At 62.1% G+C, this 15,016-nt stretch carries 18 protein-coding genes; 6 read left to right on the top strand and 12 right to left on the bottom strand.

The features are described 5' to 3' along the window. Nucleotides 1–39: 39 nt before the first annotated feature. A complete protein-coding gene (locus K1X12_RS01675; protein ID WP_220985909.1) occupies nt 40–444 on the top strand; it encodes a PTS sugar transporter subunit IIA in 405 nt (134 codons plus the stop codon). Next, nucleotides 444–737, top strand: coding sequence for an HPr family phosphocarrier protein (locus tag K1X12_RS01670; protein WP_220985908.1), 294 nt, complete (start codon nt 444–446; stop codon nt 735–737). Before K1X12_RS01675 ends, K1X12_RS01670 begins: the two co-directional genes overlap by 1 nt. Here K1X12_RS01670 and K1X12_RS01665 read toward each other — a convergent pair whose 3' ends face one another. The 3 genes from K1X12_RS01665 to K1X12_RS01655 form a co-directional block, all read right to left on the bottom strand. Continuing rightward, nucleotides 738–2,297: a 2-isopropylmalate synthase gene (locus tag K1X12_RS01665; RefSeq protein WP_220985907.1), complete on the bottom strand. Its 1,560-nt coding sequence runs from the start codon at nt 2,295–2,297 to the stop codon at nt 738–740. A gap of 154 nt (nt 2,298–2,451) precedes the next feature. After that, a complete protein-coding gene (locus K1X12_RS01660; RefSeq protein WP_220985906.1) occupies nt 2,452–3,201 on the bottom strand; it encodes a TVP38/TMEM64 family protein in 750 nt (249 codons plus the stop codon). 54 nt (nt 3,202–3,255) lie between these two features. Then, complete coding sequence (locus K1X12_RS01655; protein ID WP_220985905.1) at nt 3,256–4,224, bottom strand: oxidoreductase; 969 nt, start codon at nt 4,222–4,224, stop codon at nt 3,256–3,258. Nucleotides 4,225–4,373: 149 nt separating this feature from the next. Between K1X12_RS01655 and K1X12_RS01650 the strand changes: the two genes are divergently transcribed. Continuing rightward, entirely contained in the window at nt 4,374–4,979 is a 606-nt protein-coding gene (locus tag K1X12_RS01650; protein WP_220985904.1) for a tetratricopeptide repeat protein, read from the top strand. On the opposite strand, the gene K1X12_RS01645 is transcribed toward K1X12_RS01650, so the two are convergent. Beyond that, nucleotides 4,976–5,431, bottom strand: coding sequence for a bactofilin family protein (locus K1X12_RS01645; protein ID WP_220985903.1), 456 nt, complete (start codon nt 5,429–5,431; stop codon nt 4,976–4,978). The two genes, K1X12_RS01650 and K1X12_RS01645, sit on opposite strands and share 4 nt — an antisense overlap. Nucleotides 5,432–5,539: 108 nt before the next feature. On the opposite strand from K1X12_RS01645, the gene K1X12_RS01640 reads away from it, so the two are divergent. Continuing rightward, nucleotides 5,540–6,214, top strand: a complete 675-nt coding sequence (locus tag K1X12_RS01640; RefSeq protein WP_220985902.1) for a GH25 family lysozyme — start codon at nt 5,540–5,542, stop codon at nt 6,212–6,214. Nucleotides 6,215–6,218: 4 nt separating this feature from the next. On the opposite strand, the gene K1X12_RS01635 is transcribed toward K1X12_RS01640, so the two are convergent. From K1X12_RS01635 to miaA, 7 genes are all read right to left on the bottom strand, one after another. Next, nucleotides 6,219–6,785: a GNAT family N-acetyltransferase gene (locus tag K1X12_RS01635; RefSeq protein ID WP_220985901.1), complete on the bottom strand. Its 567-nt coding sequence runs from the start codon at nt 6,783–6,785 to the stop codon at nt 6,219–6,221. An 18-nt stretch (nt 6,786–6,803) separates the two neighbouring features. Continuing rightward, nucleotides 6,804–7,823 carry a ketol-acid reductoisomerase gene (gene ilvC, locus K1X12_RS01630; RefSeq protein WP_220985900.1) on the bottom strand — a complete coding sequence of 340 codons (1,020 nt, stop codon included), beginning with the start codon at nt 7,821–7,823 and terminating at the stop codon, nt 6,804–6,806. 51 nt (nt 7,824–7,874) lie between these two features. Beyond that, nucleotides 7,875–8,489, bottom strand: a complete 615-nt coding sequence (locus tag K1X12_RS01625; RefSeq protein ID WP_220985899.1) for a hypothetical protein — start codon at nt 8,487–8,489, stop codon at nt 7,875–7,877. After that, nucleotides 8,489–9,055: an acetolactate synthase small subunit gene (gene ilvN / locus K1X12_RS01620; RefSeq protein WP_220985898.1), complete on the bottom strand. Its 567-nt coding sequence runs from the start codon at nt 9,053–9,055 to the stop codon at nt 8,489–8,491. Before ilvN ends, K1X12_RS01625 begins: the two co-directional genes overlap by 1 nt. Next, a complete protein-coding gene (locus tag K1X12_RS01615) occupies nt 9,052–9,750 on the bottom strand; it encodes a hypothetical protein (RefSeq protein WP_220985897.1) in 699 nt (232 codons plus the stop codon). The genes ilvN and K1X12_RS01615 overlap by 4 nt, the downstream gene beginning before the upstream one ends. 37 nt (nt 9,751–9,787) lie before the next feature. Beyond that, entirely contained in the window at nt 9,788–11,521 is a 1,734-nt protein-coding gene (locus tag K1X12_RS01610; RefSeq protein WP_439649731.1) for an acetolactate synthase 3 large subunit, read from the bottom strand. A gap of 253 nt (nt 11,522–11,774) precedes the next feature. Further along, nucleotides 11,775–12,725, bottom strand: coding sequence for a tRNA (adenosine(37)-N6)-dimethylallyltransferase MiaA (gene miaA / locus K1X12_RS01605; RefSeq protein WP_220985895.1), 951 nt, complete (start codon nt 12,723–12,725; stop codon nt 11,775–11,777). An 80-nt stretch (nt 12,726–12,805) separates the two neighbouring features. Here miaA and serB point away from each other — a divergent pair, with 80 nt between their 5' ends. Further along, complete coding sequence (gene serB, locus K1X12_RS01600) at nt 12,806–13,705, top strand: phosphoserine phosphatase SerB (protein WP_220988763.1); 900 nt, start codon at nt 12,806–12,808, stop codon at nt 13,703–13,705. Between the two features lie 8 nt (nt 13,706–13,713). Beyond that, nucleotides 13,714–14,184 (top strand): NUDIX domain-containing protein, encoded by a 471-nt coding sequence (locus K1X12_RS01595; RefSeq protein WP_220985894.1) that lies wholly within the window; start codon nt 13,714–13,716, stop codon nt 14,182–14,184. Here the strand turns inward: K1X12_RS01595 and K1X12_RS01590 are convergent. Next, nucleotides 14,172–14,936: a L,D-transpeptidase family protein gene (locus tag K1X12_RS01590; RefSeq protein WP_220985893.1), complete on the bottom strand. Its 765-nt coding sequence runs from the start codon at nt 14,934–14,936 to the stop codon at nt 14,172–14,174. The two genes, K1X12_RS01595 and K1X12_RS01590, sit on opposite strands and share 13 nt — an antisense overlap. Nucleotides 14,937–15,016: the final 80 nt, after the last annotated feature.

The raw sequence follows: 15,016 nt of genomic DNA, 5'->3' as shown, positions 1-15,016 counted from the left end.
GACCGCAGTGTAACGTTCAGGGTACAGCCCAGCAGCGGTATGATCGGCATTGTAGTTGTCAGCCATGGTAGATTGGCCCACGAGCTCGTCGCGGCAGCGGAGCATGTCGTGGGTCGCCTTTGGCGTGCGCGCGCAGTCTCTATCGATTCCGATGACGATCTCGATCTGAAACGCGAGCAGATCCTCGCTGCGGTCAAAGCCTGCGATGCCGGGCGCGGCGTTGTGGTGCTGACTGATATGTTTGGCGGCACGCCGTCAAACCTCGTTCTCTCCATTCGCGGCAGCGTCCCGATGGAAATCGTTTCGGGCGCCAACCTGCCGATGCTGATTAAACTGGCGGAAGTACGCGAAGTGCTGAGCCTCGATGAGGCCGCTCACGCCGCCGCTGAAGGTGGTCGGAAATATGTGACCATCGCGTCTGAACTTCTGGCCCGGCTTCCCTGATGACGACTGAAGCGCCCGATGCCTCCGCCCGCGTAACGATTGTTAACCGCAAGGGCCTGCACGCCCGCGCCTCAGCAAAGGTTGCAAAGCTCGCCGCCGAGTATGACGCCAAGGTCATCGTGCGCCATGAAGGCGAGATGGCAGACGCGCGCTCAATCATGGACCTGCTGATGCTGGTCGCACATATGGGTTGCGAGATTGAGCTGACGGGCTCAGGCCCTCAGGCAAACGAAGCGGTCGAAGCCATCACCGCACTGGTCGCTGATGGCTTCGGGGAACGCGACGGCGGCTGATCAGGCCGCCTTCCGCTTCGACTTGCGCACTTCAAACTTGTTGAGCGCGTGCAGGTAAGCCTTGGCGCTGGCAACCAGCGTGTCGGGGTCAGATGAGCGGCCGGTGGACATGATGTCATCACCGCTGAGACGAACCGAGACCGTCGCCTGCGCGTCCGTGCCGCCGGTGACGGCGTGCACCTGGTAAAGCTCCAGCACGGCCGTGTGCGGCACCAGCTGGCGGATCGCGTTGAATACAGCATCTACCGGGCCATTGCCGCGCGCGATGGCGTATTTTTCTTCGCCATCGATCACGAGATCGATTTCTGCCGTCTGCGGACCATCTGTGCCGGCAACGACGCGCAGGCGTTTGAACGCAATGCGCTCGCCCTCTGCGGCCAGCTGCTCGTCGACGAGAGCAATGATGTCGTCATCGAAGACGTGCTTCTTGCGGTCGGCGAGATCCTTGAAGCGTTTGAAGGCGTCGTTGAGGCCATCGCCTTCGAGGAAGTAACCCATCGATTCCAGCTTGTCGCGGAAGGCGTTGCGGCCAGAGAGCTTGCCCATCACCAGTGAGGATTTCGCGACGCCGACATCTTCCGGCTTCATGATCTCATAGGTTTCGGAGTTTTTCAGCATGCCATCCTGGTGGATGCCGCTTTCATGAGCGAACGCGTTCTTGCCGACGATGGCCTTGTTATACTGCACCGGAAAGCCGGTAATGCGGCTCACCATGCCCGAGGCGCGGGCGAGATAGCTGGTATCGATGCCGCACTCATAGGGCAGGGTGTCGCCGCGAACTTTCATCGCCATGACGACTTCTTCCAGTGCGGCGTTGCCGGCGCGCTCGCCGAGGCCGTTGATGGTGCACTCGATCTGGCGCACGCCGTTCGAGAGGCCGGCCAGCGAGTTGGCCACAGCGAGGCCGAGATCGTTATGGCAGTGGGCCGACCAGATCACTTTGTCCGAGTTCGGAATGTTTTCGATGAGGCGGCGGATCAGTGCGCCATATTCTTCCGGGTGGGAATAGCCCACGGTGTCAGGCACGTTGATCGTGGTGGCGCCCGACGCGATCGCTGCGTCGATGCATTTGCAGAGGAAGTCGAATTCGGTGCGGGTTGCGTCTTCGGCGCTCCACTCCACATCGTCCACCAGGTTACGGGCTTGGGCCACAGAGCGGCCGACCGCTTCGAGAACGGCGTTCGGGCCCATCTTCAGCTTGTGCTTCATGTGCACGGGGCTGGTGGAAATGAAGGTGTGAATGCGCGGGCGCGCGGCCTTGCGGACGGCTTCTCCGCAACGGTCGATGTCGGTCGGCGTGGAGCGGGCGAGGCCGCAGATCACGGAGCTTTTGGATTGGGCCGCAACGGCAGCAACGGCGGCAAAGTCGCCATCGGAAGCAGCCGGGAAGCCTGCTTCGATGATGTCGACACCCATTTCTTCGAGCACGCTGGCGAGGTCCAGCTTCTCATTATGGGTCATCGAGGCGCCGGGCGATTGTTCGCCGTCGCGCATCGTGGTGTCGAAAATGAATACCTTGGGTTTCTTTGCGGATTTCGCAGCAGTGTCTTGAGAGGTCATGGTTTTTCGCGTGGCTCGGGAGCGTAGAGGGAAGAAAAGCGGTTCTTTTTCTCAAATCCCCTGGCCGCGCGGCTGCCCTCAGACCTGGGCGTCCGTCCCCGGCCAGGGGCCGGTAAGCAGCAGGAGAAGGGGCAGAACTTTGCGCATGGGCATTCTATTCACCAGCCTCGGCGGCGCTGTCAACCTTTGTGGCCGTCTCTGGCGGTAGAATTTGCCTGCTGCGGGCGCCTTTGCGCCTAAAATAGAAATATCCGCCTGCATAGACGGCGGCGGCGGCAATCGCGGCCAGAATGGCGATGCCGATATTCCCCTGCAGCGCGGCCATGAGGCTGCGTCCCGCAAAGGCCACCAGCGCGATCTTCGGAATGGTGCCAATGCCCATGCCGATCCAGAAGTCCCGGAACTTCGCATTGCTGACGCCAAACGCCATGTTCACCAGCAGAAACGGCCCGGTTGGTACGTTGCGGACAACCGCGCTGGCGATCAGCGCGTTCCGGCCCACGAAGCGGGACAGGCGCTGCGCGCTCTTGCCGGCATAACGCCGGAAGGCCTGCTCGCCGGCGGCCCGGCCGATCCAGAAGGTGATTGCGCCCGACACCATGTTGGCGATCCAGGAATAGGCGGCGCCCTGCCACGGGCCGAACACGGCAACCGCCGCCGCGATCAGCGCAAACTGTGGCAGGCCGACGAAGGCCGCGACACAGAATACGGCAACCACGGCCACGAGCCCCCATGGCCCGTGATTGAGTTCCCGCATCCAGTTGGTGACTGTATCTGAATCCGGCAGCAACCCGGCCTTGCCTGCCAGGAACACGCCCACAACAATCACCAGGAGCAACAGCCCCAGGAGGATGGCGCGGCGCGATCCCGGCCGGGCTTGTTGTGGAACGTCTGTTTCGCTCATGGCGGCTCTCGTGCGCTGAAAGCGGGAAAGCGTCAATCAGAGCCCGGCAGGGGTTTATGCATTCGCCAGGAAAGTGTCGCTCATGGCCCACAGGCGCTCGGCGCGGGCCTCGTCCGTGATCCATTCGCGGGCATGCTGATAGCGCTGGCTCTCCGGCGTGGCCGCTTGGGCGATATCGCAATCTTCGCAATAGACGCCGCCACGGCCTTCAAGCTTTGGCGATGTCGCCGCCCAAACGGTTGTCGAGGCGCCTTCCTCCGGGGATTTGAAGGAGGCTTTCACGCGTTCCGGCAGTGTGCCGTCCGGGTTCTTCCAGCCGAGCACTACCATCTCTTCGTTAGGCAGGTGGCGCTGAAGGTTGGTGAAGATGCCGCCCGGATGGACGGAGAAGGCTCGGATGCCATTGCCTTTTTCGCGCATGTCGACGCCCAGGGCAAAAAGCGCGTTGGAGGATTTGGATTGTCCGTAGGCTTCCCACTTGTCGTATTTGCGGGTCTGGTAGTTGGGATCGTCCCAGATCACATCCGACAGGATATGCCCGGTCGAGGAGAGGGCGACCACTCGCGCCCCGCCAGCGCCGCGCAGGGAAGGCAGCACGCCCTGATACAGCGCCAGATGGCCTAGATGGTTGGTTCCGAACTGGCTTTCCCAGCCGGGGCCGATGCGGTTCAGCGGGCAGGCCATGATGCCGGCATTGTTTATGAGAAGATGGAGCTTCGGGTTTGCCTTGGCATAGTCTTCAGAAAAGCGGCGCACGCTGGCGACATCAGCGAGGTCTGCGCTCGCAACGGTCACGCCGGGAATGCCGGCAAGGGCCTCTTTGGCTGCGTCGGGCCGCCGGGCTGGCACAGTCACTTTGGCGCCAGCGCCGGCAAGCGCACGCACGGTTTCCAGGCCGATACCGGAATACCCACCGGTCACAACCGCGTGTTTGCCCGAAAGGTCGATGCCTTTCACGACTTCCTGCGCCGTGCTCTTCGCCGGAAATCCGGAGCCGAGAGGTACCTGATCTTTTGCCGCCATGTCTGTTTCTCCCCGTATGCGTGCTTTCGTGTTTTTCCGAAGGTTAACTGCGATGAGTGGGGGCGGCTACTGCAATCTGTCTGGCGCCGTGCCCCAGCCTTGCCTAAATCTGCCTCTAGAAAGACTTGGAAGTTCAGGGAGACCAGATCATGAAAACCAGACTCATGCTGCTGGGCGCAGTTCTGATGAGCGCCGCGTTGACCCTTCCGGCGGCGGCGCAGGGGCTCGGCCAGCGTACACAAAGGACGCAGGCTGAAATTGCTTTCGAGCAGGCCGAGACTGACTTCCAGAAACATAAAGCCGCGCGCGACGAAGCTCAGCAAAAATGCGCGTCTAACGAGTTCCAGGCGTGTTACGAGCTGGCTGAGGCGCAGCGAAAGGGGCTTGGCGGAAGCCAGGATTTCTCCGGCGCCGCCACTAATTACAAGAAGGTCTGCGCTGCCAGGGATGGTCGCGGCTGTGCGGGTCTGGCTTATCTCACGGTCCAGGGGCGCGGCGTCACAGCCAACGCTGCTGAAGGCCGCCGCCTCTATAAACAGGCATGTGATTATGGCGAAGTCAGCGGCTGCGCTGCCTGGGGCAACATGGCGTATGTTGGCATCGGCGGCGCAAAGGACGTGCACAAGGGTACCAACGCGCTGAACGAGGCGTGCGAAAAGGAATATGAGTGGGCCTGCACGCGTGTGCGTGAGCTGGGCGCTTTCAATCCCGAGGACCGCCCCATGGAGCGTATGCGCGACATGCGCAGCAACTAGCCAGCCTGGCTGGTGCCTGTTTCGGCAGGCGAAGGGGCTGCAGGTTTAAGCAGCACAAGGGTTTTCGCGCGGTCTATATGTGCCTGCGACCGTTCTGGCGCGATCAGCAGGTCGCCATCGACCCTGGCGTTGCCTTCAACCAGCATCGATGGGGAAAAGACTGACCCTTCGACATGCGCGCCCCGGCCCACCTCGATGCGGCGGACCGCGACGATCTCGCCAATGATCTTTCCCATCACGGTGATCTCTCCGGCGCGGACCCGGCCATTTATCTGGGCGCCGGCATCGACTGTCAGCAGGCCGTCACAGATTACGTCGCCCTCAACTTCGCCGCCAAGGCGCAGGGAACCGGAAAATGTCAGATTGCCGACGACGCGGCATCCAGCCGAAATGACATTGAGCTGCCCGCTTGGTGGTGCAACTCTGGTTGGCGCCGGTGCGGTCGCGGCCATGTCTCTTGGCTTTTCGGCTGCCATCCTGTTTCTTCCTCTTCCACCCAGCTTTGAGGTCCATGTGCGTCAAGTGATCCAAAATGAGACAGCCTTGCATGAGGCAGACGGATGATCCGGCTGCTTCTCTGCGGCCTCATTCTGGCAATACTGGCGATCCTTGCATCCTGCGGGCCAAGTTTACCGCCTGCAAGCGCGCCGCCGGCTATTCTGCCCGCAGGCGCAGAAGGGATCGACCTTTCGCATCATAATGGTCCGGTTGACTGGCCGCGCCTTTCCACTTCTGGGAGGGCATTTGTTTACCTGAAGGCGACGGAGGGCGAAGGCCATGTCGACACCCGCTTTCAGGAAAACTGGCAGGGCGCCGTGCGCCACCACTGGAAGACGGGCGCCTACCATTTTTATCTGCTCTGTCAGGATGGGCGCCGCCAGGCGCAGAACTTCATCCGCCAGGTCGAGGTGCGCGCAGATGCGCTGCCGCCGGCGGTTGATCTCGAACATGCGCATAATTGCGCGCCGCGGGCGGGCCGGGCAGAGGCGCTCGCAGGCCTGCGGGAATTCCTCGTCACGATCGAGGAAGAGTATCGTTCCGTACCCGTCATTTACACGACGCCAGCTTTCCACACCGAATGGATCGAGGGGGAGGGGTTTGACCGCTACCCGCTCTGGGTACGCTCGCTCGACGCGCCGCCCTCTCTGCCACATGCCATCTGGCAGTATTCGATGAAAGGAAGGCTGCCGGGGGTCGAAGGCCCGGTAGACCTGAACCGTGCGGCGGAGCCCTGATCGGTCAGGCGATCTGTTTGCCCATCCGCAGAACGGGCACGTCGACGCCGTCAACAGAGGCGCCCACTGTATGTTCGATCAGGCGGTATCCGCACGCTTCATACAGCGGTACGCCGGCCAGCGTTGCGCCCATTTCGAGCCGGTCGAAGCCTTCCTTGCGGGCGGCTTCTTCGCATAGGGACAGGATCATTCTGCCCAACCCGCGGCGCGTAAAGGCGGGGTTGGTATACATTGCACGGATACGGGCCGCGTCCGTTCCCGGACGAAGCTGCGCGTCATTGCGCTGGGATGCTGTGTGGTCACCGCCATAGAGCGTAGCGCGGCGGCTCCAGCCGCCAGAGGCAGCAAGAGCGCCAGTTTCAATGTCGTGAATCAGGAAATAGGTGCCGTCGGCAATCAGCCTCCGGTCGAGCCCCATGATGGTGCGGGACACAGCGATTTGTTCCGGGCTCAGGAAGCCTTTTTGCAATTCGCTGATCGCCACATCCATCAGGGCGCTGATCTCCGCCTCATCTGCAGGCACCGCAATCCGGTGCGTGAAGCCTGCCTGAGGCGAAGATCGTTTGTTCATATTGGTATTCAGCCAGTCCTAGTTGCGGCTCTTGTCCACAAGGCGGTCGTTCTGCGCCCAGTGCATCATGCCGCGAAGTTTCTCGCCGACTTCCTCGATCGGATGCGCGTTCATGCGCTGGCGCATGGCGTTGAAGCCCGGCGCGCCGGCTTGGTTTTCCAGAACCCAGTTGCGGGCAAACGTGCCGTTCTGGATGTCTTCGAGAACCTTTTTCATGTTCGCCTTGGCTTCAGCGTTCACGACGCGCGGGCCGGAGACGTATTCGCCATACTCGGCCGTGTTGGAGATCGAATAGTTCATGTTGGCGATGCCGCCTTCATAGATCAGGTCAACGATCAGCTTGGTCTCGTGGAGGCACTCGAAGTAAGCCATTTCCGGCGCGTAGCCTGCTTCCACCAGCGTCTCATAGCCAGCCTTGATCAGCTCGACGATGCCGCCGCAAAGAACGGCCTGCTCACCGAAGAGGTCGGTTTCGGTTTCTTCACGGAAGGACGTTTCGATGACGCCGGCGCGCGTGTTGCCGATGGCTTTGGAGTAGGAGAGGGCGACTGCCTGGGCAGAGCCGGTCGCGTCCTGGTGGATGGCGATGAGGCCCGGCAGGCCAAAGCCCATCTGGTATTGTGCGCGCAGCGTGTGGCCTGGACCTTTCGGGGCCGACAGGGACACGTCGACATCGGCGCGCGGGCGGATCAGGTTGTAGTGCACATTGAAGCCGTGACCGAACATGATGTGCTGGCCCGCGCGCAGGTGCGGTTCGATTTCGTTGGCATACAGAACGGCCTGCTTTTCGTCAGGCACGAGGATCATCAGCACGTCGGCCCATTTCGCCGCTTCAGCCGGCGTAACGACTTCTAGGCCGGCGCTTTCGGCTTTCTTGCGCGAAGCGGAACCTTCCTGCAGCGCCACCTTGATTTCCTTCACGCCGGAATCCTTGAGGTTCAGCGCGTGTGCGTGGCCCTGGCTGCCATAGCCGACAACGGCCACTTTCAGCTTCTGGATCAGTGTGATGTCTGCATCGTTTTCGTAGTAGATTTTCATGGGCTTTGCGTACGCTCCGGTGGATGGAAGTTGAGGGAGGGGGATGTCAGGTCAACGGCTTTCGCAATTCCAGTCACTGCTGAAATTGGCAACGCCGATAACGAGATTGTTGAGATGGGTGACTTCGTCAGTCGCGCTTGCGAGCCGCGAAAAACTGAAGACGGCGTCACCGGTTTGAATGCGGGTTACGATGTCGCGGCTGTCGACGATAAGGCGAATGCTCCGCGAACCGTCCGGGTTCAGGCGGACCTCCTCACGCGAACCATAGCCCATCGGCGGATTGGAGATCAGGTTGGCTGTCGCCGCTCTGATGGCGTCTGCCGTATCGAGCGGCAGTGTCGTTCTCAGGCGGCAGGCCGGCGTCGTGCTTTGGCTGTCGTCCCCTGGAATGGCGCGCGCTTCGAGCAGTAGATACGGCTTTTCCTCGGTTACCTGGTAAACATAGGACAAGCCGCTGGGGCTGCCGGTGTCGACGATTGTCAGCCATTCGCCAGCGGCGGGGCCGAAGAGGCGTTCGCCGTCAGCGGAAATGGTCTTTGCGCGGAGGAGGTCGCAATCCAGTCTCGCTTGGTCGCTGACCAGCGGCGGGCACGCAGCCGGCTGCGCCGCTGCCGCGAAGGGCAGGGCCGCCAGCAGGCATGCCGCAAAGACCGGGCGAGGGGACATCAGCCCTTTTCCTTCCCGCGCTTGATTGAAAGGACGCCTGTGCGGCTCACTTCGACAAGGCCGAGCGGGCGCATCAGGTCGATGAACTGGGTGAGCTTTTCCGAGGCGCCGGTCACTTCAAAGATGAAGCTCTCATTGGTCGTGTCGATCACGCGGGCGCGGAAGATCTCGCCGATGCGCAGTGCTTCCACACGCTTTTCGCCGCTCCCTGCGACTTTCACAAGGGCCAGCTCACGTTCAATGCCGCGCTTGGAATTGGTGATGTCGAACACTTCCGCCACCGGAACAAGGCGCAGTAGCTGAGCTTCGATCTGTTCCAGGATATGCGGCGTACCCTGTGTCACGATGGTAATGCGCGAGCGATGCTGGCTCGCGTCCACCTCCGCCACCGTAAGGGAGTCGATGTTGTATCCGCGTCCGGAAAACAGTCCGACAACGCGGGCCAGGACGCCGGGTTCGTTGTCGACGATAACGGCCAGCGTGCGTTTCTCCACGGCTTCATCCTCGTGCGAGAGGAAGTAGGCGGATTTCGGCGACTGGCCGGGCGTAATGTTTCCATCGCTCATTGAGGGCGCTCCGGTGTGTTGTTGCTTGCAAAGCCGCGATCAAGGGCTGTATTGGGGCGCCGGGTCAGCAATTTGCCACGCAGCGCGCCCGATCGTTCCCTGGCGCCGGCTCTGTTTTCCTTGGATCGTTCGTCATACCGCTCGACCACCTCGTCGAGGCGGCGCGGGTCAAGATGCGCCTGCAGTTCGGAAACCAGCAGACGGCGGCATTCGTCGATGAACTCGCCGCAGTCTTCCGATGGTAGCCCGCCTTCGCGCGGTACGGCTTCCAGTTCGTGATAGACAAACATCAATGCATCGAGAATTGGCGGGCGGGAGCCGCGATAGGCGCCTTCCTTTTCCATGCCTTTTCCATCCGGGTCGATGTTGGGGAAGAACATCCGGCCGCGGTCCACAAGGGTTGAGAGCATGATCAGCATGTTCGTCTTGGCGGCCATGAACGCGCCGTCATTGGCGTGCATGTGGCGCGTGCGGACGAACGTGGCGCACCGTACCAGCACGTCGATGGCGGCTCCGCCCCATTCTAGGCTCGCCGCATCGATGCTCTGGCGCAGGCGTTCGGTCGCCAGTTTGCGCTGTCTCTTTGTCTCGCCGCGGGCAATCAGCGCGCTGATCGCTGCGACGATCGCCGAGAGAATACCGATGATGATCTCGGTATTCCCCTTCAGCCAGTCAAAGATGCTTGCCGCGTCCATGATGATAACCCGTGCTCCGGTGCAGATCGGCGAGGCCTCAGACCAGCTTCCGGCCCGCCTCTCCGATCTCGTTACCCGTTATCTCGCCGAGAATCATCTGATTGTGCGCTGATCCCGACGGAATCATCGGCAGGCAGTTTTCTGCCCGCTCCACGCGGCAATCGAACAGGACCGGGCCGTTATGGTCAATCATCTCGACGATCTTGGCGTCGAGTTCCTCGGGCTTGTCACACCGGATGCCATAAGCGCCCATTGCTTCGGCCAGTTTCACGAAGTCTGGCAGGCTCTCCGAATAGGAGTGCGAATAGCGTTCCCCATGCAGCAATTCCTGCCATTGGCGCACCATGCCCATCCACTCATTGTTGAGGATGAACACCTTCACCGGCAGGCGGTGCTGAACGGCTGTGGAAAGTTCCTGCATCATCATCTGGATGGACGCTTCCCCGGCGATGTCGATCACGAGGGCATCGGGATGGGCAGCCTGCACGCCAACGGCGGCGGGAAGGCCATAGCCCATGGTGCCGAGCCCGCCGGAAGTCATCCAGCGATTGGGCTCGTCAAAGCGGTAGAACTGCGCGGCCCACATCTGGTGCTGGCCCACTTCGGTGGTGATGTAGGAATTGCGGTCCTTGGTCAGCTCATACAGGCGCTCGACGGCGTATTGCGGTTTGATCACCTCTGTGGAGCCTGCATAGGAGAAGCAGTCCCGCGCCCGCCAGGTGTCGATCTGTTCCTTCCACGGGGAGAGGTCCGGCCGCTTGCCCTTGCGGGCCTTCCATTCCTTCAGCATCGCCTCCAGCGCGCTCGCGCAATCGGCCAGCACAGGCACATCGACGCGGACGATCTTGTTGATCGAAGAGGGGTCGATATCGATATGGATCTTCTTCGAATGCGGCGCAAAGGCGTCGATCCGGCCCGTCACCCGGTCGTCAAACCGGGCGCCGACGCAGATCATCAGGTCGCAGTCATGCATCGTGTTGTTGGCTTCGAAGCTGCCATGCATGCCCACCATGCCCAGCCAGTCGGCATGGGAGGCGGGGAAGGCGCCCAGGCCCATCAGGGTCGAGGTCACCGGGAAGCCCGTTGCTGCCTGCAGCTCGCGCAGCAGGGCAGTGGCGCGCGGGCCGGAGTTGATCACGCCGCCGCCGGTGTAGAATACCGGGCGCTGCGCTTTCAGCATCAGCTCGATGGCCGCCCGGATCGCTTCAGGCTGCGGTTCGGTCTGCGGCACATAGGTGGGCTTGTAGATGCCTTCCTTGCCCACATAAGGCCCGGTGGCGAACTGGATGTCCTTCGGAATATCGATGACAACCGGGCCGGGGCGGCCATGCGTGGCGATGTAGAATGCCTCATGGATCGTGCGGGCCAGCTGGTTCACATCGGTCACCAGATAGTTGTGCTTGGCGCAGGTGCGGGTGATGCCCGTCGTGTCGCATTCCTGGAAGGCGTCCGTGCCGATCAGGTGGGTCGGCACCTGTCCGGTGATCACGACCATCGGGATCGAGTCCATCATCGCGTCGGTGATCGGCGTCACCATATTGGTCGCGCCGGGGCCGGAGGTCACCAGCGCCACGCCGCATTTGCCGGTGGAGCGGGCATAGCCCTCGGCGGCATGGCCAGCGCCCTGTTCATGGCGCACCAGGATGTGGCGAATGTCGTTGGCCGTGTAGAGCGCGTCGTAAATCGGAAGAACGGCCCCGCCCGGATAGCCGAACATCTCCGTTACGCCCTGCTCGCGAAGCGCTTCCACGACAATCTGGGCGCCGGTCATCGTGCGCGGGGTGGAAGAGTGTGCTGCCGGTTCGGCGGCGGGCTTGGCCTTGGTCTTCGTGTTCATGGGCTTCAGCTTCCGGAGGGGGTCATTTCAGTGGGAGGGCGGTGGTTCGGCCAAAAGAAAAAGGGCCTCCGGAGGAAGCCCTTTTGTACGCGCACCCGCAACTGCCTGGTCGAAGGGCAGCTACGGGCACTTAAGGATTACTACGTTTCTATTCGCGCGCACTCTGCGTTTCCTCAAATACAGGCGCTCAGGAATAATCTTCCGCGGTGGCTGTGTCAATCTCACGATAGAGGGCAAAAATAACCCTCATGCGATCTGCAATCTCTGGCGAAGGAATGCGTGGCCAGAAGGGAAATTGGCGCCCGATCCAGGTAAATTGCCTTTTGGCATAACGCCTTGTGTCCCGTTTGGCGTTCTCAGCGGCCTCTTCGGCGCTGATTTCGCCCCTCACAAAGGCAGCAATCCAGGGCATACCATGGGCCTTCATAGCCGGAAGCTCGGGATCAAGATCGCGTGCGACCAGTGCGCGCGCCTCCGCCATAGCCCCCTGCATCAGCATGCCTTCAAAGCGCCGGTCGATTTTCTTGTAGAGCGCGGCGCGCGGCGGGGTCAGGGCAAAGCCGACCCATTCGCCGTCTTTCAGCACGGGTGGCTGGCGTTCATTCTGGAAGTCGCTCAGCGGCCGCCCGGTCGCCAACCACACTTCATAGGCCCGCGCCAGGCGCTGCTTGTCCCCGGTGCCCAGCCGCTCTGCCAGCTCCGGATCGTGCGGCATCAGCCGGGCGCGCAGGCCGTCGGCGCCTTCCGCCTCGGCAATCGCTTTCACTTCAGCGCGAATGTCGTCGGGCACGGGCGGAATGTCGGAAAGGCCCTGTGTCAGGGCCAGAAGATAGAGCCCGGTGCCGCCCACGATCACCGCCCGCTTGTTCTGGCGTTGCAGGCGTTTGAGGATTCCGCGCGCCGCTTCCAGCCATTCGCCGGTCGAATAGCGGGTGCCGGCGTCGACATAGCCGAACAGGTGATGGGGCACGCCGGCCATCTCTTCTTCGGTCGGGCGGGCAGAAATTACCTGCAGGTCACGGTAAACCTGCATGGAATCGGCATTGATTACCTCGCCGCCAAGCTTGCGCGCCACTTCTATTGCAAGGGCGGACTTTCCGCTGGCAGTCGGGCCATGAATCAGGATCGCAGGGTGCATCCACTACAACTAAGGACTTGCAGGCCTTGAGAAAAGCCACCTAGAGACGGCGAGCTTCAAAGAGGGCCTCCGGCATGACGATGGATTGGGTTCTGGTGGCCGTCACGGGTGCGGCAGATATTGGCCTCTCGGGCCTGGCTGCATCGGCTGTAAAGACGGCTGGCGGTGAGGCGGGAGACTGGGTGTCTCTTGCTGATGGTGATCCCCTCAATGCCGGTTTCCTGCCCTTCACGGCCAGCGGGGAGGGGGCAACCGAGCTGCGCCGCGCCATCGAAGCAGCCGGCCCGGTGGATGCCGCCGTGATGCCCGCGGCTCGCTTTGGTCGCAAACGCCTCCTCATCTCTGACATGGACTCCACCATCATCGGCCAGGAATGCATCGACGAAATCGCCGATGCTATGGGTCTCAAATCCAAGATCTCAGAAATCACCGAGCGCGCGATGCGCGGCGAGCTGGATTTCGAGGCGGCGCTCACCGAACGCGTCGCCATGCTGAAAGGTCTGCCGCTCGGCGCGCTGGCCAGCACGCTGGAGGAGCGCATCACCCTCAATCCCGGCGCCCGCACCCTGCTTGCCACCATGAAGGCGCATGGCGCACGCACGCTGCTCGTTTCCGGCGGCTTCACCTATTTCACCGCGCGCGTGGCAGAACGCGCAGGTTTCGAAAGTCATCAGGGCAACACGCTGATCGACGATGGCGCCGCGCTCACAGGCGAAGTCGGCCGCCCCATCCTCGGCCGCGAAGCCAAGCGCGCAGCCCTCCTTGAAGCCGCCTCCGCCCTCGGCGCAGGCCCGGAAGACGCCATCGCCATGGGCGACGGCGCCAACGATCTCGACATGATCCGCGCCTCTGGCCTCGGCGTCGCCTACCGGGCCAAGCCGGTCGTCGCGGCTGAAGCGGCCGGTTCCATCCGCCATACGGACTTGACGGCGGCGCTGTTTTTCCAAGGATACAAGGCATCTGAATTCGTTCCGGGATAATCCCGCAAGTGTCCAAGATCCGTACCCGTATTTTCCAGTCCTGGTTTCGCTTCAGCCGGCCGATGACGCTCGGCGTGCGCGCCGCTGTGGAGAATGAGGCCGGCCATGTCTTCATGGTGCGCCATACCTATGTGAAGGGCTGGTATATGCCCGGCGGCGGGGTGGAGCGGGGCGAACCGGCGCTGGAATCCCTTCACCGGGAATTGGTGGAAGAGGCCGGCGTCCGCCTGATTTCAGAGCCGCGCCTGATCAGTATCTATTCCAACCACCACAACTTCCCGAATGATCACGTGATCTTCTACCGCGTGCCCTGGGGCAGCTGGGAACCTGTGAAGGCCACTTCGCTGGGCGAGATCGCCGAGACGGCCTGGGTTGATCCGAATGCCCCGCCTGAAGGCATCAACAAGGGCACCCGCATGCGGTTCGAGGAACTCTATGGCGGGTTGCCTGTCTCGCCCTTCTGGGCTCACCGTACCTGATATGTCGCGTTGAGAACGCTCACGGTCGGCACCTTGCCGCTGTTGGCGAAGGCATCCCAGGCCGGCTTCAGGCTTTGCCAGAAGGCGGCGTGCTCGCTTGACGAATGGGCGGCCATATTCGCCTCAGTCATGGGGAAGGGGAAGATGTGGACCGGCACGGAAGTCTGCCCTTTCTCAAGCGCCGCTTCCATCAGTGTCCAGATTTCTTCGATCACAGGATCTGTCATCGCAAAGCAGCCGATCGAGGCGCACGCCCCGTGCACCATAAGGAAGCTGCCGGTGCGCCCGTTCGCCCGGTCAAAGGCGTTGGGATAGCCGAGATTGAAGGAGAGGTGGAAGCTGGAGGCCGGGTTCATCTGGCCCGGCTTGATCGCGTAGAAGCCTTCGGGCGCCTGTCCGTCGCCCTCACGCATCTTCGGCCCCAGCCCGCCTGAAACGGCGCAGACTGGCCAGCTGCGGAAGGGCTGGAAGCGGCCTTCTGTGTCCTGAACATAAGCGGTGAGCTGGGCCGGCTCCTTCGTTACCTGCAGGAACACCGGGCTGCCAAGGGCCAGCCCTTTTTCCGAAAGCGCGGTCTTCAGCAGCGCCTCCTGCGCGGTATAGGCGGCGCGCGAGCGGGCGGTTTCCGGCACGGTTTCGGAATGGGCAAAGGCAAACAGCGCCGGCAGGCAAAGGAAGCCCAGCATTGCGATTAGGATCGCAAGAATGTTCGGCCTCGGACGGCGGCGATACTTCGGGCGGCGCTGGCTCATGCGCCCAGAAGTTCACCCCGAATGTGGCTGAAGCCGGGCACAATCGGGAAAGCCCTGAGATTTTAGGTTAATTGTCCGAA

Origin of the sequence: Hyphomonas sediminis (assembly GCF_019679475.1) — a bacterium.
Taxonomy (GTDB): domain Bacteria; phylum Pseudomonadota; class Alphaproteobacteria; order Caulobacterales; family Hyphomonadaceae; genus Hyphomonas; species Hyphomonas sediminis.
Note: the sequence above shows the minus strand (reverse complement) of the source record. Positions and strands in the feature narration are given on the sequence as shown.